The organism is Pedobacter sp. SG908 (assembly GCF_011759615.1).
Lineage (GTDB): Bacteria > Bacteroidota > Bacteroidia > Sphingobacteriales > Sphingobacteriaceae > Pedobacter > Pedobacter riviphilus.
Genome location: NZ_JAAOYY010000002.1, coordinates 954,779 through 975,441 on the forward strand (window position 1 = coordinate 954,779; position 20,663 = coordinate 975,441).

The window sequence follows — 20,663 nt, forward strand, 5'->3', positions numbered from 1 at the left end:
AAAATCCATTTCAAAACACTATCTTTGCGCCAAATTTGAGGCGCATTTTATGCAAAAGATTAGAAATATAGCTATTATAGCACACGTTGACCACGGTAAAACCACGTTGGTTGATAAGATTTTACACTCTTGTTCTATTTTTCGTGACAACGAACAAACAGGAGATTTGATATTGGATAACAACGATTTAGAGCGCGAGCGTGGTATCACGATTGTATCTAAAAACGTATCTGTTCAGTACAAAGACGTAAAAATTAACATTATTGACACTCCTGGTCACGCGGATTTTGGCGGTGAGGTAGAGCGTGTTTTGAAAATGGCAGATGGTGTACTTTTACTTTGCGATGCTTTTGAAGGTGCAATGCCTCAAACACGTTTCGTAACGCAAAAAGCTTTGGCACTGGGTTTAAAGCCAATTGTGGTGGTAAACAAAGTGGATAAAGAAAACTGCCGCCCTGAAGAGGTTTATGAGCAGATTTTCGAATTGTTCTTTAACCTTGAAGCAACTGAAGATCAATTGGATTTCCCTGTAATTTATGGTTCATCTAAACAAGGATGGATGAGTACAGACTGGAAAGTACCAACTACTGATATCTTCGCTTTGTTAGATGCAGTTGTGGCAAACATTCCGCCTGCACCAATCAACGAGGGTACATTACAGATGCAGATCACTTCGTTAGATTATTCATCTTTCGTTGGTCGTATCGCAATCGGTCGTGTACATCGCGGTACAATTAAAGAAAACCAACCGGTTACTTTAATTAAACGCGATGGTAAAATCGTAAAATCAAGAGTAAAAGAACTTTATACTTTCGAAGGTTTAGGAAAAATCCGTACCTCAGAAGTAAGTTCAGGTGATATTTGTGCTGTTGTAGGTATTGATGGATTTGATATTGGCGATACTATTGCTGATTTCGAAGCACCAGAGCAATTACCGGTAATTAGCATTGATGAGCCAACAATGAACATGTTGTTTACCATTAATAACTCTCCGTTTTTTGGTAAAGAAGGTAAATTAGTAACCTCTCAGCGTATTAAAGAGCGTTTGTACAAAGAGATGGAGAAAAACTTAGCTTTAAAAGTTGTTGAAACAGCTTCTCCAGATGCTTGGTTAGTTTATGGTCGTGGTATTCTCCATTTATCTGTATTAATCGAAACGATGCGTCGTGAAGGTTATGAGATTCAGGTAGGTCAGCCTCAGGTTATCATTAAAGAAATTGATGGTAAGAAACATGAGCCGATTGAAACTTTAATTGTTGATGTTCCGGGAGAAGTTTCTGGTAAAGTAATCGAATTGGTAACTCAGCGTAAAGGTGAGTTATTGATTATGGAGCCAAAAGGCGATTTACAGCACTTAGAATTCGAAATCCCTGCACGCGGTATCATTGGTTTACGTAACAACGTTTTAACTGCTACAGCAGGTGAGGCAATTATGGCACACCGTTTCAAAGCTTACGAGCCTTGGAAAGGTACGATCCCTGGTCGTTTAAACGGTGTACTGGTTTCAATGGAAAAAGGGCAAACTACAGCTTATTCAATTGATAAGTTACAGGATAGAGGCCGTTTCTTCATCGATCCGGGAACTGATGTTTACGAAGGGCAGATTATGGGTGAACACATCCGTGATAACGATTTAGTAGTCAACGTAGTAAAAGGTAAAGCATTAACCAATATGCGTGCTTCTGGTACTGATGATAACACACGTATTGCACCAGCAATTAAATTCTCTTTAGAAGAAGCTATGGAATATATCCAGGCTGATGAGTATATCGAGGTTACACCGCAAAGCATGCGTTTACGTAAAATCTTCTTAACAGAACAAGAACGTAAAGTTAAAGGAAAGCAATTCGCTTAGACTTATACCCCCTACAGGGGACTTAAAATACATATCACTAAAGCCTCGATGTAAAATCGGGGCTTTTTTGTGTTTAATGGCTTTGTTGGAGTTGGCAACTTTAATCATAAATGGGCGCTGAAGTTGTTAACGCCAGGAGTTAGGGTAATAGGTTCCTTAAGTTTTGCTTATCTTGCCCCTGCAAAATTTTTACCATGCAAACTTACCTTCAATCCTTTAATATTCTTTCGCCAGCAGAAATAGAAATCTTTATGGTCAATGCAGTACCAAGAACATTAAAAAAGGGAGAATTCTTTATTACCGAGAATAAAATTTGTGAGGAAGTTGCTTTTATTAAATCGGGTATTTTGCGTTCTTATTATACCGCTGCCAGTGCCGAGGAATATACCTACTGCCTCACTTTTCCCAATCAGTTTATGACGGCCTATTCTTCACTGATTACCGGAAACCCAACTGTTGAGAATATCCAGGCGATGAGTGATGTAGATTTATTGATTATTAAAAAGGAGGTTGTAGATGCTTTGGCCGAATCGAGCATAAATGGATTGAAATTGTTAAAAATAATAGCTGAACAGCAATATCTTCATTTGGAGAAACGTGTTTTCATGTATCAAAAAAATGCTGCTAAGGCACGTTATGTTGAACTTTTTAAAAGCCATCCCGATTATATCAAAAAAATTCCGGTAAAATACCTGGCATCTTTTCTGGCTATTACCCCAAGGCACTTAAGTCGGCTCAGAAAAGAAATTATTTAAGGACATTTGTCTGCCTGTTGAGCAAAAAATCAGGGTTAATTTTGTGCTGTAAATAAAAGCAACATGAAAAATATTTTAATCCTAAACGGGCATCCAAATAAAGATAGTATCAATTTTGCATTGGCCGAGGCCTATTATAAAGGCGCTAAAGATTCGGGTGCAAATGTTTCGTTAATCCATATTGCCGAATTGGTATTTAATCCCAACCTGGCCTTCGGTTATCGTCAAAGAACAGAATTAGAACCCGATTTGTTATTGACCCTAGAAAAAATCAAAACTGCTGATCATTTGGTTTGGATTCACCCCGTATGGTGGGGAGGTATGCCAGCCATAATGAAAGGTTTTATCGATCGTTTGTTTCTACCCGGAATTACCTTTCAATACCGTGAAAATAGTGTTTGGTGGGATAAGCTATTAAAAGGAAAAACAGCGCGTATCATTACCACATTAGATCAGCCATCCTGGTATTATCGCCTGTTTTTTGGCCGACCGAGTGTTAATCAATTAAAGAAAAGTGTATTGCAGTATTGTGGTGTAAAACCTGTTAAAGTTAGCTATATAGGCATTGTTAAAAATTCTACCGAAAACCAACGTTTAAAGTGGCTTAATAAAGCGTTTTTACTAGGTAAATCTTTCGGGTAGCGAGTTGTAGGTCAAAATGAATTGTTGGCTGTTAAGATAATTTTGTCATAAATTTTTCATAAAACCTTTAGGAATAAAAAATTAACAATTGTATGGCAGTTGATGTTCTCGTGACTTTTAATTTTGCATTTTCAAAAGCAAACTAATCGTCCCAATCATGATTAATAAAGGGTTATCCAAGGTGGGTATATTTTTATTAAATGTGCTCTCTCTGTTGCCGCTATTTATCTTATACAGATTGGCAGATGCTTTTTATGTATTAATATTTTATGTTTTCGGCTACCGCAGAAAAGTAGTTAAAGAAAACTTGGTTAATGCGTTTCCCGAAAAAAGTACCTCAGAAATTAATGATATAGAAAAGCGTTTTTATAAATTTTTGTCTTCACTTTTTATTGAAGTGATCAAAATGAAAAGCATTTCTAAAAAGGAATTAAACAAAAGGGTAAAGTTTAAAAATACCGATCTGGTAGAAGCTTATCTCAAAAATAATGAAAGTGTACTTTTCTGCTCATCACATTATGGCAATTATGAATGGGTGTGCATGGCCATTGGTTTAAACTTTTCGGGCGAACATTACCCTATTTATAAACCGTTGAGCAGCGAAGCTTTTGATAATTGGTTTTTGACCATGAGAAGCAAATTTGGCAACCGTATGGTGTCAATGCGTCAAACCTTAAGGGCTATCCAATCGAGCAAAAATAAACCGACGATGTTTACTTTTGGAAGCGATCAGGCACCTTCGAAGGATGAATCGAACTATTGGACAACTTTTTTAAATCAAGAATCTTCCATCCAGTTAGGAGTTGAGAAAATCGCCAGAAAAACAAATCGCCCGGTGTTTTACCTTAAAATAAATTATTTAAAAAGAGGATATTACGAAGTAGATTGTGTGCCGATTTGTTTAAATCCTGCTGAAACTGCCGAATTTGAAATCACCGAAATGCATACACACTTTTTGGAAGATATGATTAAAGAAGCACCGGCTTACTGGTTGTGGAGTCACCGCAGGTGGAAATATAAACCAGAGCAGAAAGTTCAGAAAGTCGTGGTAAGGGATCAGGATATCATGGATGCCATAGTTTAAGCTTTTTTGCGTCTATAAATTAAAATCTAACATTTTTGTGGCATAATTCTTTGCGTTGCTTTTTAATTTAGCAATTCAACTAATTCTGGTATGATTAAAAAGGGGATTTCCCATTTGGGAATATTTTTTTTAGGCGTATTATCTCTGTTTCCACTATCTGTTTTATACATTCTGGCCGATGGAGCTTATCTACTGCTTTATTTTGTTTTCGGCTACCGTAGGAAAGTGGTGAGGGAAAACCTCTTAAATGCCCTTCCTGGTAAATCGTTAAATGAAATCATTCTTATCGAAAAACGTTTTTACCGCTACCTAGCTTCGCTGATATTTGAGATTGTAAAAATGAACGGGATCTCAAAGGAAGAAATAGAAAAACGTTTCATTTTTAAAAATAAAGCTCAGGTTCAGGCCTATTTAGACCGTGGCGAAAGCGTATTGATCTGTTCGGCACATTATGGTAACTGGGAATGGGGGACGCTGGGCATCGGACTCAATTTTCAGGCAGATCATTATCCTATTTACAAACCCTTAACCAACCCGATATTCGATAACTGGTTTAAAAAAGTAAGAAGCAGATTTGGCAATAAGCTTATTGCCATGCGGCAGACCATGCGTGCTTTGCAAGCCAGTAAAGGTAAACCCAGCATCTTTAGTTTTGGTAACGACCAGGCACCTTCTAAAGATGAATCGCATTATTGGACTACTTTTTTGCATCAGCCCAGTTCGGTACAATTAGGGATAGAAAAAATTGCTAAACGTACCGGTCAACCGATATTTTATTTTAAGATAAATGTACTTAAGCGGGGTTTTTATAATGTAGATTGTGTTCCATTATGTTTAAACCCGGCTGAAACCACTGAGTTTGAAATTACCGAACTGCACACCCGCTTTTTGGAACAGATGATTAAAGAGAAACCGGAATATTGGTTGTGGAGCCATAAAAGATGGAAATACAAACCAAAAACGGAAACTGCTTTTATTGGAAATGAAATGTTAAAACAGGCATAATATTTATATTTGTGAATATTGTGCCTGTAAATGAAAACGTTCAAAAAAATATTACTGCTGCTGATCTATGCATTCTTTTTATCATTGTTTGCCTTATTTCTTTGGAAACCGTACCTCTTAAATGTATTAAAATATAGGACACCAGATGCCGAAACCTATAAAATTTTTCCGCAAGAAGTTTCTCACAAGAGTGATTCTGCCTTTCATTTTGTCAGGGGAGCAAAACCACGCAATGATTTGGATACTTTGCATGTACAGGATGGAAATAACCGGTTGATTCCATTAAAGACTTATTTAAAAAACGGGCAGATCAATGCCTTTATCGTGATCAGGAATGATAGTGTACTGTACGAAAGATATGATAAAGGATATTGCGATAGCACTTTAAGTACCATGTTTTCGGGAGCAAAAAGTATGATTTCTATTATGATCGGCCAGGCACTGGCCGATGGTAGTATTAAAAGTCTGAATGATAAGGTAACAAGATATATCCCTGAATTAAAATCGAATCCGGCTTTTGAGCAGATTACTTTAAAAAACCTGTTGGATATGAAATCGGGACTCGAGTTTCAGGATGCTTTGGGCGGGATTATAAAAGCTTTTTTTTCTGACGAAGCCAAATATTATTATACTGATGATATGCAGGCCCAATTGATGAAAGTAAAATTAGTTAACAAACCTGGTACGGTTTGGGTGTACAAAAGCATCGATCCGATTTTATTGGGCTGGGTTCTAAAAAAGGCGAGCGGCAAATCGGTGGCCAAGTATTTCGAAAGCCATGTATGGAAACAGATCGGAGCCGAATATAACTCAACCTGGGGCCTGGATCAGGTAAATGGCTTAACCAATACTGCCAGTCGTTTTCAGGTAACGGCGATAGATTTAGCTAAAATAGGCCGCCTGTATTTAAATAAAGGTAGGTACAATGGAAATCAGGTTGTTCCTGAAAACTGGGTAAATCAATCGATCAACATTGGTAACGAAACTCCTGCATCAGCAAAAGGCTGGCAAAAATCTGCACATCATTACCTTTGGTGGATTCCGCAAGAAGGAGATCACGGCGATTATGCGGCAGAGGGTATGCTTGGCCAAAGGTTGTATATAGATCCGAAAACAAATACCATTATTGTGCAGTTTGCCGATCACGGTGCAGGGAATTATCCCTATCGAAAAATCAGTAGGTATTTGAGTGGATTGCCATTCAGTTATCCGAAGTCTTAACCGCAAAGTTCGCAAAGAAAAAGGAGCGCAGAGAACGTTAAGGATTTTTCCATGCCTTCTTCGCGTAAAACTTAGCGGCCTTTGCGGTTAAATTTTTAAATAGTACATTGCCTCTACATGGAAAATAACGATGTAAAAATTTCAAAAAAGAAGCCGATTTTTCCGGTTACACCTGCTTTGCAGAAATATTTGCGCACTTACCAACGCGAAGCGAAATTACCCATTGGTTATAACGATTTAATGCAGTTTAATGAAGCTTTCCCGTTAATGGATAAGTTTGGTAAAGATTCTCTTTGGGAAGGCCCGATATATGCACAGGATTTAATTGAAACATTGCATGATGGTTTAAAAGAAATTTATGCAAATCTTAAAGCATCGGGTAACCTGCGTATTGTTGAACATAAGTACATCGATAAAATAGAATATTGCACCTTCGGAAATACCCATCCCTTTCGCATCCGTATTGTAAACCGTTTAAATGATGTTTACGATTACTTCTACATTAAAAAAGCGGATGCCTCTCGAATTTACGGTTTAGAAATGGAAGAAATCCTTTCGCCGAATCAGGTAAATTACCTGGTAGATGGCGATACCCTGGTAGAAGAACACATTGCAGGGATTCCTGGTGATGTTTTTACAAAAGGACAGTTATATACACCAGAATTTAACCCTACCCGTATAGCAAAAGAGTTTGTGAAGTTTAATGAACGCTGTTTGATTATGCTTTTGGGAGATATGCGTGCCTATAATTTTGTGGTACAGATTACACCCGATTTTGATGATATCCAGTTTCGTATCCGCGCTATAGATTTTGATCAACAGTTTTACGAAGGCAATTTAAAAGTTTATCTACCTCAGTTTTTTAAAGAGAATCTGCCTTATGTAAAAATGAGCATGGAGCAATTAACGGAGAAAACCGTACTGCAATATCAGCAGGAGGAACGGTCGTCAATTGTACATCGCGTAAGGAGCGAACGTCATCGCTTAACCGATCTTCGTGATGTTTCGAACAAAGAAGAATTAACCACACCCGAAAATATCGCCTTGCTGAAACAGGGTATGAGCGATTATTTTAAGGATGTGAATTATCTACAGTGCAAAACCATGACGGATATTATTGAATTGAATATCAAAAATATTATTAGGCAGGTTAAGCTATAAGTGGCGTCAGATGGTAAACATCTGGCGCCACCAAATAAATAAAAACGGTAGGCAAATTGCCTACCGTTTTTGAGTGAATCTAGAAAGAGCGTCGAAAGTTTTTAGGCATGCTGCCCTTCGTGAACACCTTCAGCAAATTCTTCTACAATTTTATCGTTAAAAGCGGGTAGATCTTTTGGCGTACGGCTGGTAACCAAGCCTTGGTCAACTACTACTTCCTCGTCTGACCAGATAGCTCCGGCATTAATTAAATCCTGCGAAATGTTTTTTACTGAAGTTAATTTTCTGCCCTGTACCACATCGGCATTAATCAGCGTTTGTGGACCATGGCAAATGGCGGCAACAGGTTTCCCGTCGGCAAAAAATGATTTTACAAAAACCAATGCATCTTCGTTAATACGTAACTGATCTGGATTTATTACGCCGCCTGGTAAAAGTAATCCGTTATAATCATCAGCATTTGCTTCCGATATGGTTTTATCTACATCAACTTCTATCGACCAGTGATCGTGATTCCAGGCTTTTATTTTTCCACTTTTTGAGGAGATAATGTGAACGGTTGCGCCCTCTTCTTTTAACCTTTTAACTGGTTCGGTTAATTCTACTTCTTCAAATCCGCTTTCTGAAAGTACAGCAATGATGCGGTTACTTAATTGTCCCATAATCTTTAAATTTTTAATAGGTGATATATTAAAGACAGTTGGGAAAAATTATTGTTTTTAGAAATTTGAGATTACTAAAAAATCTCAATGGTTGTTTTATTGTCTAAGTTTTGAAAATGAAATGCATCAAAAATCACTCTGCTCACTATAGTTTTAATAAAAATAGCATCTTTAAAATTATCCAAACCATAAGTGAAAACTAGTGAATCATCGCGTTTTTCCTCTTTAAAACCGATTGATTTAAGTACAGCCCTAGCGGTTTTATCTAAAATGTGCTGTTTTTTAAGCTTTTTTATATTGGTAACTGATAATAAAATTTCCTTATCCGTGCGTTTAAACAATATGGCCAATTTATTTTCTTTTTTTAAGTTGAAAATAAATCCTGCATTCTTCTGTTCTACCAAATCAAATATGGCATCATCAAACTCTTGCCCATCGTTAAAATAACCTAGTTTATAACTATTTAGTTGGTCTAATTTACGATCAATCTGAGCAAGCATCTGGGTTCTGTACTCATCAGATTCTTCCTGCTCACTTTTTTTAACGAAAAAATCGATTGTCCTTTTTAATCGTTCTTTTTCTTGCGTATATGGATCAATTAATGATTTAATCAGTTCAATCTGGCGCTGTATCCTATTGAGATTTTTAGAATTTAAGCGAATTGCTTTATAATCACTATCAATCCATCTTCTTCGATTATAGACTCGATTAATTTTTTTTCCTGTTCATAGATAGAAAGTAGCTCGTTAATTTCTTCATTCATAAGCTAATCGTTCGTTCTACGGTGCTTAACAAAATATAAAGCCAGGTTACCTGCAATGATAATATGATTAAAGATATTCGGTATTAAGCCATAATACTTAGTGAAAATTTTAAAACGTTCTTTTAAGCTTTCGCGATGCTTTTTCTTGCTCATGCCACCAACCAGGTATTTGGCAACGTAACGGTGAACATTAACAATATTAGATGCCTTTTTTGCCGCTTTGATGATCCAATCAATATCTGAACTGTACTTATAGGTTAAATCGTATGGCGTAACAATACTGCGGCGGATATAAATGGCCTGGTGGCTGATGTTCATGCCATATTTAAAACTCGTCCAGTCGAATTCTTCTGGTGCTTCATGCCTTCTTCGGCCTAAATTTTCCCAGTTGTCATTGTACATTTCAGTTTCGCCGTAATAAATGTCGGCACCGGGGGCAGAGGCAAAAACATCTTCTACTGTTTGTTCATCATAAATCTCATCACCCGAGTTCATAAATAAAACATAATCGCCTGTTGCTAATGCTAAACCTTTGTTCATGGCATCGTAAATGCCTTTATCAGGTTCTGATACAATTTTTGTAATCTGATCTTTATAACGCTCAACAACCTGCAAAGTGCCATCGGTTGATGCGCCGTCTATTACAATATATTCAATTTTTTTATAGGTCTGATTAAGAATAGAATGGATGGTACGTTCGATATCGCGAACGTTATTATATACAATGGTGATGATTGTTAGCTTTGGCAAGAGTTGGATTTTTGGATCGGTATAAATTTAATAAAGATTGATCAAATTTTTATTTGTAGAAAAGAAAATGAGATTTTGCCAACCAAATTGCAAATAGAACTGTAAAATTTTATTAAAATGTGGCGTTATTTCGGTTGTAAATCAATCAATGTTTCGTAAAGATGGATATGTTCTGCGGCAATTACTTCTTCCGAGAAATCGGTTAAAATACTTAACCTGGCTGCTTTTTGGATTTCTTCTTTATTTGGGCGATGGTAAAGCCACTCTATGCCGTTTGCCAAATCTTCCGCATTCTGATATTCGGCCAGGTAGCCATTTTGCATGTGTTTAACCATGTCCGGAATCCCACCGGTAGTAAAAGCAACAACAGGGGTAGCGCACGATAAACTTTCCATCACGGTATTGGGTAGATTATCCTCCAGCGAGGGTGTAATAAATGCATCTGCAGCAGAATAACATTTTGCTAGGTGATCATCTTTGTTAATTGTGCCTAAAAAAGTGGTTTTGAAAGGAAACTCAGGCATTTCGGCATTCTCCTTATTTCCAAAAATAACCAACTCAATATTTTCTTTCTGTATTCCTGCCCTACGCGACAAAATTTCCAGCGCTTCGATTAAATAGGGAGTCCCTTTATGCTTGTCGTTTTTTGAAGGCATAAATCCGCTCATCAAAACAAATTTATCTGGATTAATCTTCAGGATTTTCTTAGCTTCTGATTTAACATAGGGCTTGAAAATTTTCGTTTCTATTGTATTCGGGATAACTGTAGTTTTTCTTGTGCCCAACAAACTGCTGAACTTTACCGAAGCCGCCATCCATTTGCTAGGCGCTACAATATGGAAATTTAATTCAGTGTAAGCTTTCTGCTTGCGCACCCAGGTTTTGTGCGAAATATCATTTTTACCGCTGATTTTCAAAATCGGGCAATTGCCACATTGTTGATGAAAGTTTTCGCATCCATAGCGCACGTGGCATCCGCCGGTAAAAGCATTGCTATCGTGAAAAGTCCACACAATCGGTTTTTCCAGTTCATCAAGCTGCGCTAAAAACTTGGGGTTTAAGAAGCCATGGTTTACCCAATGCAGATGGATAATATCAGCATTTTTAACATCTGGGTGGTTTATAACCGAACGGCCAAACCACTGCAAACTAAATGGCGTTTTTACAGATTTACTGAGCCATTTGGCAAAATATCTTTCTGATAAGATGTTATAAATGGCTTTGGCTTTCTGCAAAGGTGATTTGCTAAAGGTATCAATCTTAGGATTTTGACCAAATTTATAGTAAACCAATACTTTCGAATCGATTCCACTAGCGTTTAATGCGTCACTTAAGCGCAAACAGGCACGTCCTGCTCCGCCATTTCCATCGTAGGTATTTAGGTGTACTACTTTCAAATCAATCAAAAATACATTTTATTGTTTACGAATATAAAATCTGTTGCGTATTTTGAGGCATCAAAAGCCAAACAAAATAAATCATGATCAAATCCCTGTTGAAATCGCTAGCAACATTAGCTTTTTTGTTGCCCATTTATTCCTTAGCCTACAGCCAAACTTATTTTGCAGCATACCCTGCTTTAACGCCAGATGCACAAACAATAGTATTTAGCTATGATGGTGATATCTGGAAAGTACCGGTAAAAGGAGGTGTAGCTTCGAGAGTTACCGCCATGCAAGGTGAAGAAATCAATCCGAAAATATCTCCCGATGGAAAATGGATGGCTTTTTCTTCTAATCAATTTGGTAATTATGATGTTTATGTGATGCCTCTAACAGGTGGCGACATTAAACAATTAACTTTTAACGATGCTGCGGATGAAGTGGACAACTGGAGTTGGGATTCGAAAACAATTTATTTTACATCTGGTCGGTACAATTCTTTTTCGAGTTATAAGGTAAGTGTAAACGGCGGTACGGCTGTTCGTTTATTCGATAATTATTTCAACACTACACACCACATTGCCGAATCGCCAAATGGGGAACTGTTTTTTAACGATACATGGGAGAGTTACCGCTTTGCAAACCGTAAACATTACAAAGGGGCCTATAATCCCGATATCCAGTCGTACAATCCAAAATCGAAAAGTTATAAACGCTATACCGATTACATTGGGAAAGATTTCTGGACGAGTGTTGATCAAAAAGGAAATATCTTTTTCGTATCGGATGAAGGCAATGAGGAATACAATCTCTACACTTTTATAGGTGGCAAGAAAACAAGCCTGACCAATTTTGATACTTCCATTAAACGCCCTTTTGTTTCGGCTAATGGAACAACGGTTGTGTTTGAGAAAGATTATCAATTGTACACCTACGATGTAGCTTCTAAGAAAACAGAGAAAATCAATATTAATACCTCGCGCAATCAAGTATTGAGTAAAGAGCAAGAGTACGATGTGCGAGGTAATATTTCGGCATTTGATGTTTCTACTGATGGTAAAAAGATGGCATTTATCTCGCGAGGGGACGTATTTGTAAGCGATGCCGATGGAAAATTTATCCGTAAGATTACCAACAGCGGGGAAAGGGCGCTAGAATGTAAATGGTTGGCTGATAACAAAACCATCCTGTTTAGTCAAACAGCTAATGGCTATCAAAACTGGTTTACCATTACCGGCGATGGTAAAGGCTCAATAAAACAGCTCACTAAAGAGAAAGCAAACGTACGGGATATCACTTTAAATAAAACCAAAACGATGGCCGTGTATCTGAGTGGCAGAAACGAACTTAAACTAATGGATCTTAAAACCTTCGATGCTAAAACTTTAGTGACTGACGAGTTTTGGGCCATACAGAGCTCGGCACCAAGTTTTTCGCCAAATGACGAATATGTGCTTTTCACTGTTTACCGGAATTTCGAGCAGGATATCATGGTACATCACATTAAAAACAATAAAACCATTAACTTAACCAATACAGGTGTTACCGAAACGGGTCCGGCATGGTCGCCAGATGGGAAATATATTTTCTTTACCAGCGCCCGTACCAAGCCATCTTATCCAACCGGCATGTCGAACGCGCACATTTATCGAATGGCGTTGAATGATTACGATGAGCCCTACCGTTCAGATAAGTTCGATGATCTGTTTAAAGAAAGCAAACCCGCACCAACCGATGTTAAACCTGCACCCGAAAATAAAAATGATAAAAAAGCAAAAACCGATACGGCTAAAAAGAAAACCGAAGTTAAGCCTACACCTAAACCCGCTAACGTAATTACCATTAATACTCAAGATATCTTGGATAGAATAGAATTGGTTGGTCCTTCGTTTGGCGGCCAGTACGGAACAGATGCTTATGCTAAAGGCGATAAAACCTATGTTTTTTATTCATCTAACCATGAAGGTGGTGCACCAGGTCTTTATCGCACCACTATCGAACCTTTTGAAGCCAATAAAACTGAAAAAGTTGCTGATGGGGGTGATTACTCCATCATTTCGGCTGGGGATAAATTTTTCGTTTTATCGAGAGGTGTAATCAATAAATATACCTTAGAAGGGAATAAACTTGATCGGGTAGACCATGGTTATAAATTTACCAGAAATCTAAATGCTGAGTTTAATCAGATGTTTTACGAAACCTGGGTAGGTTTAGATGAAAATTTTTACGATGAAAAATTTCATGGCGTAGATTGGGATAAAATGAGAACGCGTTATGCGGCTTATCTGCCTTATGTAAATAACCGGAGTGATCTGAGGATTTTATTGAATGATATGCTGGGCGAACTGAATTCTTCGCACATGGGCTTTAATAGCTCAGGGGCAGAGGAACGTAAAAACCTTACTTACATCACTAATGAAACGGGGATTATCTTCGATAATGAAAACCCTTTAAAAGTTGAACGTATTGCCGCTAAAAGCAATGCTGCACACACCGGAACTAATATTTTGGCAGGAGATATTTTGACTGAAGTAAACGGTGTTAAGGTAGATGAAAAAATAGACCGCGATTATTATTTTAGTAAGCCATCGCTGGATAAAGAAATCACTTTAACCTTTAAACGCAATGGAAAAGATGTTTATGTAAATGTACATCCTGAAAGTTCTGGTACTTTGCGCGGAAACCTTTACGATGAGTGGATTAGTCAAAACCATAAAAATGTAGATAAATGGAGCAACAACCGGATTGCTTATTCTTATATGAAGAACATGGGTGGTGGCGAGTTGGAGACTTTCCTTTTGGATATGGTTGCACAAGAAGAAAATAAGGAAGCCATTATTCTCGATCTACGTTACAATACCGGAGGGAACGTGCATGATGATGTACTGAAATTTCTTTCTCAGCGCCCTTATTTACAATGGAAATACCGCGGTGGTAAAATGGCCCCGCAAAGTAATTTTGGCCCTGCAGTAAAGCCGATTGTATTGCTGATTAACGAGCAATCTCTAAGTGATGCTGAAATGACTGCTGCAGGTTTTAAACAATTAAAATTGGGTAAGATTATCGGTACAGAAACCTATCGATGGATTATTTTTACTTCAGCTAAAGGTTTGGTTGATGGTTCTTCTTACCGTTTGCCATCGTGGGGTTGTTATACTATGGATGGCAAGAATATTGAAAAGGAGGGTGTTAAGCCAGATATCTTCGTTAAAAATACTTTTGAAGACCGCCTGGCAAATAAAGATCCTCAACTAGAAAAAGCAGTAGCAGAGATCTTGAAAGATTTGAAATAAGGCTAGTTAACCATTCAAATTGTAAAGGATTGTTTTATTGCTGGACTGTTATATTGTAACAGTTCTTGCAATAAAACAACTTTGCTTCTATTCACTACCAAACAATAACAACAATTTGGGCAATCCAGCAAGGCAAACCTTTCAACTTTAATATACTTTCCGTTTCTTTGAGGTTGGAATTATTTAAAACATGGCAAATTTATTAACCGACAGGGCTTTTTGGGTAAATTATTGGGAAAGTAAAAAAGGACTAGCGGTTCAGTTACCTTCAAATTATTTATTTCATCAGCAACTGGCAGATGTTATTCAGAAAGATAATGTTAAAACTGCTATCGAATTGGGTGGTTTCCCTGGTTATTATGCCGTATTCCTAAAAAAATATTTTCAGCTTGATGTTACCCTGCTCGATTATTTTGTTCATCCACCGGTTGTAAACGAGCTTTTGGAAAAGAACGGCTTAACCGAAAAGGATATTCACATTATCGAAACCGATCTTTTTAATTACACACCTGAAAAGCAGTATGATCTTGTGCTAAGCTGCGGTTTAATTGAGCATTTTAACGATACTGCAGATATTATTAACCGCCACATTGCTTTTGTAAAACCGGGCGGCACCTTGTTTATCACGCTACCAAATTTTAAGGCGGTAAACGGCTGGTTCCAAAAGAATTTCGATAGAGAAAATTACGATAAACACAATATCAATAGCATGGATCCGGCACTGTTAAAGTCGATCTGCGAGCAAGCCGGACTTAAAGAAGTAAAATCGGGTTATTTTGGTCGTTTTAGTGTGTGGTTGGAAAATGAAAGTCAGAAATCTGCAGGCGTTCGCCTATTTAAAAAGGCAGTTTGGCTGACTGGAAAAGTATTTACAAAGATTATTCCATTCGAAAGCAAAAATCTATCACCTTATATTATCTTAGTAGCGAAAAAAATATAACGCGCTATGTTAATCAGTTGGGGGTACTCGCCTAAAATTGAAAAATTTATTCCTTTAGCCGATTTTCCGGCAGATAAATATCTAATCATTGCCAGGCAGGCCATCGAAAATCTCGGTTGGAGCCTTAGTCACGTATCAGAAAGTGGGCTAATTGCTTACACGCCAATATCCTTCCAATCGTATAGCGAGGAAATATCTATCCGTATCCATGGGAATTTCGCTGTAGTAAAAAGTGAGTGTGTAGGTATTCAAATGCTTTTCAATGATTACGGTAAAAATGATGCAAACCTCGATAAGTTTTTTCACGAGTTCGAATATGTAGAGTTTCACCTCAAAGATGTTTGGGAAGAAAGTTTACAGAAGTTTCACCAGTTTATTGCAACTCAGGATGATCAGTATTTTGAGAAAGCGCCTTTAGCAACAAAAAACAAGATCAAAAATGTGCTGTTCCTGTTTTTTCCTCAAAAAGGCTATACGGCTACGCCAATTTTGGTACTTCTAAATATCTTTTACTACATAGCACTTGTTCTTTTCTCGATAGTGTACCTGAGGTATCAGTTTGTAAGAAATGGAAGCAGTTATGATCCCGATTTTATAGAAGAACTAAAAAAGATAGCGTTAAATTTTGGGGTTAATCAGCGTAATCTCGTGTTGGGCGGCGAATATTGGCGTTTAATTAGCTATCAGTTTATTCATGGGTCTAAGTCGCATTTGTTTTTTAATATGTATGCCCTGGTTTACCTTGGTTTAATGATCGAGAATAAACTGGGCTGGAAAAAATATCTATTTATCTATTTGGTTAGCGGTATTTGTGGAGGGCTGTTGAGTTTGATTTTTCACCAAGAGGGGGTTATGATGGGTGCGTCTGGAGCCATTATGGGCTTGTATGGTGCTTTTATTGCGCTTCTGCTTACCAAAACTTTCGAACCAAAAGCCACCAAAGCATTGTTGGTAAGTACATTGATTGTTTCCTTACTGGTACTGGTGAACGGTGCTTTTGGCCAAAGGGTAGATAATGCCGCGCATATAGGCGGTTTTGTATCTGGATTTATTTTTGCTTATCTCCTTAATTATAAATGGGACAAAACATTCGAAGTTAAAACCTGGACAAGATATGCCGTTTCGATCCTTTTATTCCTGATGTTCTTTAGTGGGGTAATTTACTTTAATCCAAAATACGGCACTGAAGAATACCGCAAATTAAGCGATACTTTTAATGGTAATTTGCGATCGCTTAATGGTATTATGAACTTGAAAATTTCTTTGCCAAAAGATGTTAAATTAGCTTACATCAAACAAGATGGTATTATTCCTACCGAAAGAAATTTGGTCGTGATTAAACAGATGCAGGCTTTAAATTTAAGACCTGAGGATGTTAAAGAACGCAATGAAAAAATAAAACTGAGTAAAGCATCCTATCGGGCCGTGATGCTCATGTACAGAGACATCAAGGCCGATAGCACTTATCGTTACAGTAAAGAAACTTCTACTGCGTTAGGAAGTGTATTCGAGATACTTTACAAATAGATTAACTTATCCAGCTTTTTTATATAACCCAATTTCACTCAGTGTAATACAAACCGGAGATTTTGTAATATTTATTTTTACTTTATTAGTGGTAACCTGACTATCTAATTTAATTAAACGTTTTGCACCAATGCTCGTGCCATCATAAACTTTTTTCCAGGCATTGTTTTCAAATACCTCGATGGTGTAAGCCTCGATTCGCTGACCCAACGGAATATACTCTTGTAGGCTAATGATATCAAAGGTTTTGGCTGCTTTTAAATCTAGTTCTAAACTTGCCTGATGGATATCGTCCTGAGTAGCCCAGTAACTCTCCCTTTTTCCATCAAGCAGGGCAGTAACATCGTACTTTTTGCCTCTGCTATTGCTTGCTTTAATCGATGCATTTTTGGCCAGGTTATTCTCGAAAGTATGTTTAACCATATTGCCAAAAGTTTTCAGTGCCGCAACGTCATCATCATGAAGTTGACCGCGGGTATCGGGTGCTAAACCAAGATCTAAACCTGCACCACGGCCAACACTTTTTAAATACAGATCGAATAAAGTTTCTGGGGTTTTAGGTTTTTCGTTGGCATGGTAAAACCATCCTTTTCTTAAAGGAACATCGCATTCTGCCGGCATCCAGAATTTACCATTTCGTATTCCTTCAGGACTTTGCGGATAATTTGCCTGCCCAGGCACGGCTACACTTTTTCCATCCGGGGCCATCGGAGTGAAAGTTGCCCAAGAGGTTGGTGCAGCATGTCCATCCTCATTACCTACCCAGCGGATATCTAAACCGATATCGCTAAAAATATTGGCCATTGGTTGCATTTTACGGGTAATAGCCCAGGTGTTTTTCCAATCGTAATAGGTAGTGTTATCTATAGCGCGTTTTTCTTTAGCGCCGCCATAATAGCCATCGCCACCATTAGCGCCATCATGCCAGCTCATAAAAAGTTCGCCAAAATTGCTGTAAAGTTCTTTTAACTGGGCCTGGTAAATGGAAAGATATTTATCTGTTCCATAAAGCGGATTGTTCCTGTCCCATGGTGAGCAATAAACGCCAAATTTTAAACCGTTTTTACGTACAGCCTGTTCTACTTCTTTAACTAAATTTCCCTTTCCCCCTCTGAACGGACTTTTACTGATATTATATTCAGTCGTTTTAGTTGGCCATAAAGCAAATCCATCATGGTGTTTGGCTACTAAAATAATCCCTTTCAAACCACCTGCTTTAGCGGCTTTAACGATCTGCTCAGCATTAAAATCTGTCGGGTTGAATGTTTTCGAGTCAGCATCACCATAGCCCCACTCTTTATTTTCGAAGGTAGTTGGTGTAAAATGGATTAAACCATAAACCTCGATATCATGCCAGGCCAACTGCCTGTTTGATGGTAATGCACCATAAGGTTGAGGAGGTGTTTGGGCATAAATAGCCGACGAAAGAAGCAAAAAAAGAATCAATAACCGTTTCATAATAGTATAGCTTAGATAAAACTAAAGTACAAATAATTCCCATTGGTAAGGTAAGAGTTAACCAATATTTAACCTCCTGAAAATGTAAACACGAAATTATTTTTACATCTTGATCGTTACATGGATTCATCAAACATTTAATTTCAGTTTACGTTAATTATTTATGAACGCTTTTATCCAGACCCCTCCCGATGGAGGGACAATATATACAGAAACTAACCTTAGTCAGCTTTTTCCTGAACCATTTAATACCATAACAAGTTGCTTCTTTTTAGCTATTGCAGTGTATTGGACAATAAAAATTTGGGGTAATTTTAAACAGCATACCTTTCTAACCATTGTCTTGGTTTTACTTTATATAGGCGGAATAGGAGGGACTACTTACCATGGGCTAAGGCGGTGGCCAATCTTTATCATGATGGATTGGATGCCGATTATGCTTCTGTGCCTTTCGGCTGGTGTCTACTTTCTTTCTAAACTAACCAAATGGTATTTTGCTGTTTTAATTGTAGCGGTATATGCTTTCTTTCAATTTTATGTCCGAAAGCTTTTTAATAATGGCGATTTTCAGATTTTCATCAATATCAATTATGCTTTTATGGCCGCGCTGGTTTTATTTCCGGTATTTGGCTATTTAATCAAAACGGAGTGGAAAAATGGCAAATGGGTTGGCTTTGCCCTAATTGCTTTCATATTCGCACTAACTTTCCGTATTGCCGATAAATGGGATGTGTTTGCAATAGGTACGCACTTTTTATGGCATACTTTTGGGGCTGTAGCTTCTTTCTGTATGCTGAATTATATTTATTTGACTAACCTGAAAAAAGTCAGAACTTCATAAAATATTCATTCCTAAAAGGTGTAAATTGTTTATCTTAGTTAAATATATAACTGTTGAAATGAAAAAAATATTGATTTTATCTGCCTTCATATTGGGCCTGAACTTTGCATCTAATGCACAAAGTATTTTAAGTAAAGTTGGATCTGCAGCAGCAGCAAGCACGGGTTTCGATGTGTCAAGTTTAACCTCGGGCATTATTGGTAAACTTAGCCCTTCCTTAAGTTTAACTCCGGCTCAAAAACCAACTGTAACTACAATTGTGAAAGATTTTCTGGTGCAGAAAGCAACAATTATGGCTACTCAAAAAACAGATCCTGCTGCTTATCAAAGCAAATTTGGTAAATTGTTTTCTGGATTGAAATCGAAACTGGGAACCGCTTTAACCGTAGCACAATTGGCAAAGTTTACTTCTTTAAAACCTGCAGCGCCTAGTGCAAGCAATGTACTTTCGCAGTTGTTTTATTAGGTATGAATTAAAGGTTGAGCGCACTGGCTAATTATTCTGGTAAGCTCAACCTTATTCTTATAATTTTGAATGCGCTTTGCTGTAATCTAATTTCTTTTGGTTGCCAATGGCATATTCAATACCGCCCCATAAATGGTTCTGAAATTTATCATCAGCCCAGCCTTCTTTAGTATGGCCCATACAAGTGTAGAAAGCTCTTCCGCCATCAAAATTGTGGTACCAGCTAAAAGGATGGAAATCGCCATTTTTACCACCAGTATACGATTTCTCGTCTAAGGTGATCAGCACTTTAATATCTGGATTGATATCCTTAAAGTTATATAGTTCATCCTTTCTCATCCATATCGAATCAGTAAGGAATTTAGTGGCTGGATGTTTTTTATCTTTAACAATAAATTTAGCTTCCTGAACAGCTGGATGACTGATGAAATAGGCGCCAGCCAATTTACCATACCAAGGCCAATCGTATTCAGTATCGGTTGCAGCATGTATGCCTACATAACCTCCGCCTGCCTGGATATATCTCTCGAAAGCTACCTGTTGTTTATTATCTAAAACATCGCCTGTTGTATTTAGAAAAATAACAGCGGCATATTTTTTAAGGTTATCTTCTGTAAACAGATCAGCATTTTCGGTGGTATCTACTTCAAAATGATGCGCTGTGCCTAATTTTTGGATAACTTCTTTTCCGGTTTCAATAGAGTTGTGCCTAAAACCTTTGGTTTTGGAAAAAACTAAAACCTTTGCCGATTTCTTAGCGGCAGTATAGCTTTGGAATAAAAAAACGGAGGCAATTAATAAACATAGGGACAGGTACTTTTTCATTTTTGTTAGCTTGGTTAGTGATGGATATTGAGC

18 protein-coding genes are annotated in these 20,663 nt (G+C 37.6%); 12 read left to right on the plus strand and 6 right to left on the minus strand.

Translation table 11 applies throughout. The features are described 5' to 3' along the window. Window positions 1–49 precede the first annotated feature (49 nt). The 7 genes from typA to FHT21_RS19160 all read left to right on the plus strand — a co-directional run bounded on the left by typA (window position 50) and on the right by FHT21_RS19160 (window position 7,723). Window positions 50–1,855, plus strand: a complete 1,806-nt coding sequence (typA, locus tag FHT21_RS19130) for a translational GTPase TypA (protein WP_167296318.1) — start codon at window positions 50–52, stop codon at window positions 1,853–1,855. A 194-nt stretch (window positions 1,856–2,049) separates the two neighbouring features. Further along, window positions 2,050–2,610 (plus strand): Crp/Fnr family transcriptional regulator, encoded by a 561-nt coding sequence (locus FHT21_RS19135; RefSeq protein ID WP_167296319.1) that lies wholly within the window; start codon window positions 2,050–2,052, stop codon window positions 2,608–2,610. Window positions 2,611–2,673: 63 nt separating this feature from the next. Further along, on the plus strand, window positions 2,674–3,252 hold the full coding sequence (locus tag FHT21_RS19140; RefSeq protein ID WP_167296320.1) for an NAD(P)H-dependent oxidoreductase: 579 nt from the start codon (window positions 2,674–2,676) through the stop codon (window positions 3,250–3,252). Between the two features lie 157 nt (window positions 3,253–3,409). After that, a complete protein-coding gene (locus FHT21_RS19145) occupies window positions 3,410–4,336 on the plus strand; it encodes a lysophospholipid acyltransferase family protein (protein ID WP_167296321.1) in 927 nt (308 codons plus the stop codon). Window positions 4,337–4,426: 90 nt separating this feature from the next. Further along, window positions 4,427–5,341 (plus strand): lysophospholipid acyltransferase family protein, encoded by a 915-nt coding sequence (locus FHT21_RS19150; protein WP_167296322.1) that lies wholly within the window; start codon window positions 4,427–4,429, stop codon window positions 5,339–5,341. 30 nt (window positions 5,342–5,371) lie between these two features. After that, window positions 5,372–6,562: a serine hydrolase gene (locus tag FHT21_RS19155; RefSeq protein ID WP_167296323.1), complete on the plus strand. Its 1,191-nt coding sequence runs from the start codon at window positions 5,372–5,374 to the stop codon at window positions 6,560–6,562. 117 nt (window positions 6,563–6,679) lie between these two features. Beyond that, window positions 6,680–7,723 (plus strand): hypothetical protein, encoded by a 1,044-nt coding sequence (locus FHT21_RS19160; RefSeq protein ID WP_167296324.1) that lies wholly within the window; start codon window positions 6,680–6,682, stop codon window positions 7,721–7,723. Window positions 7,724–7,824: 101 nt separating this feature from the next. On the opposite strand, the gene FHT21_RS19165 is transcribed toward FHT21_RS19160, so the two are convergent. The 4 genes from FHT21_RS19165 to FHT21_RS19180 form a co-directional block, all read right to left on the minus strand. After that, window positions 7,825–8,385: a type 1 glutamine amidotransferase domain-containing protein gene (locus FHT21_RS19165; RefSeq protein ID WP_167296325.1), complete on the minus strand. Its 561-nt coding sequence runs from the start codon at window positions 8,383–8,385 to the stop codon at window positions 7,825–7,827. Between the two features lie 74 nt (window positions 8,386–8,459). After that, complete coding sequence (locus FHT21_RS19170; protein WP_167296326.1) at window positions 8,460–8,885, minus strand: hypothetical protein; 426 nt, start codon at window positions 8,883–8,885, stop codon at window positions 8,460–8,462. Between the two features lie 266 nt (window positions 8,886–9,151). After that, window positions 9,152–9,898, minus strand: coding sequence for a glycosyltransferase family 2 protein (locus FHT21_RS19175; RefSeq protein WP_167296327.1), 747 nt, complete (start codon window positions 9,896–9,898; stop codon window positions 9,152–9,154). Between the two features lie 125 nt (window positions 9,899–10,023). Further along, the gene (locus FHT21_RS19180; RefSeq protein ID WP_167296328.1) at window positions 10,024–11,304 is read right to left on the minus strand and encodes a glycosyltransferase; all 1,281 of its coding nucleotides are present in this window, start codon (window positions 11,302–11,304) and stop codon (window positions 10,024–10,026) included. Between the two features lie 74 nt (window positions 11,305–11,378). Here FHT21_RS19180 and FHT21_RS19185 point away from each other — a divergent pair, with 74 nt between their 5' ends. The 3 genes from FHT21_RS19185 (at window position 11,379) to FHT21_RS19195 (ending at window position 17,040) form a co-directional block, all read left to right on the plus strand. Then, a complete protein-coding gene (locus tag FHT21_RS19185; RefSeq protein ID WP_167296329.1) occupies window positions 11,379–14,573 on the plus strand; it encodes a S41 family peptidase in 3,195 nt (1,064 codons plus the stop codon). Window positions 14,574–14,763: 190 nt separating this feature from the next. Next, entirely contained in the window at window positions 14,764–15,513 is a 750-nt protein-coding gene (locus FHT21_RS19190) for a methyltransferase domain-containing protein (protein ID WP_167296330.1), read from the plus strand. Window positions 15,514–15,519: 6 nt separating this feature from the next. Next, a complete protein-coding gene (locus FHT21_RS19195; RefSeq protein WP_167296331.1) occupies window positions 15,520–17,040 on the plus strand; it encodes a rhomboid family intramembrane serine protease in 1,521 nt (506 codons plus the stop codon). A 6-nt stretch (window positions 17,041–17,046) separates the two neighbouring features. On the opposite strand, the gene FHT21_RS19200 is transcribed toward FHT21_RS19195, so the two are convergent. Continuing rightward, window positions 17,047–18,498 carry an alpha-L-fucosidase gene (locus FHT21_RS19200; RefSeq protein ID WP_167296332.1) on the minus strand — a complete coding sequence of 484 codons (1,452 nt, stop codon included), beginning with the start codon at window positions 18,496–18,498 and terminating at the stop codon, window positions 17,047–17,049. 163 nt (window positions 18,499–18,661) lie between these two features. Between FHT21_RS19200 and FHT21_RS19205 the strand changes: the two genes are divergently transcribed. Both FHT21_RS19205 and FHT21_RS19210 read left to right on the plus strand, forming a co-directional pair. After that, window positions 18,662–19,339: a hypothetical protein gene (locus FHT21_RS19205; protein WP_167296333.1), complete on the plus strand. Its 678-nt coding sequence runs from the start codon at window positions 18,662–18,664 to the stop codon at window positions 19,337–19,339. A gap of 58 nt (window positions 19,340–19,397) precedes the next feature. Continuing rightward, window positions 19,398–19,805 (plus strand): hypothetical protein, encoded by a 408-nt coding sequence (locus FHT21_RS19210; protein ID WP_167296334.1) that lies wholly within the window; start codon window positions 19,398–19,400, stop codon window positions 19,803–19,805. Window positions 19,806–19,862: 57 nt separating this feature from the next. Here the strand turns inward: FHT21_RS19210 and FHT21_RS19215 are convergent, their stop codons facing one another. Next, complete coding sequence (locus FHT21_RS19215) at window positions 19,863–20,630, minus strand: ThuA domain-containing protein (protein WP_167296335.1); 768 nt, start codon at window positions 20,628–20,630, stop codon at window positions 19,863–19,865. Window positions 20,631–20,663 lie beyond the last annotated feature (33 nt).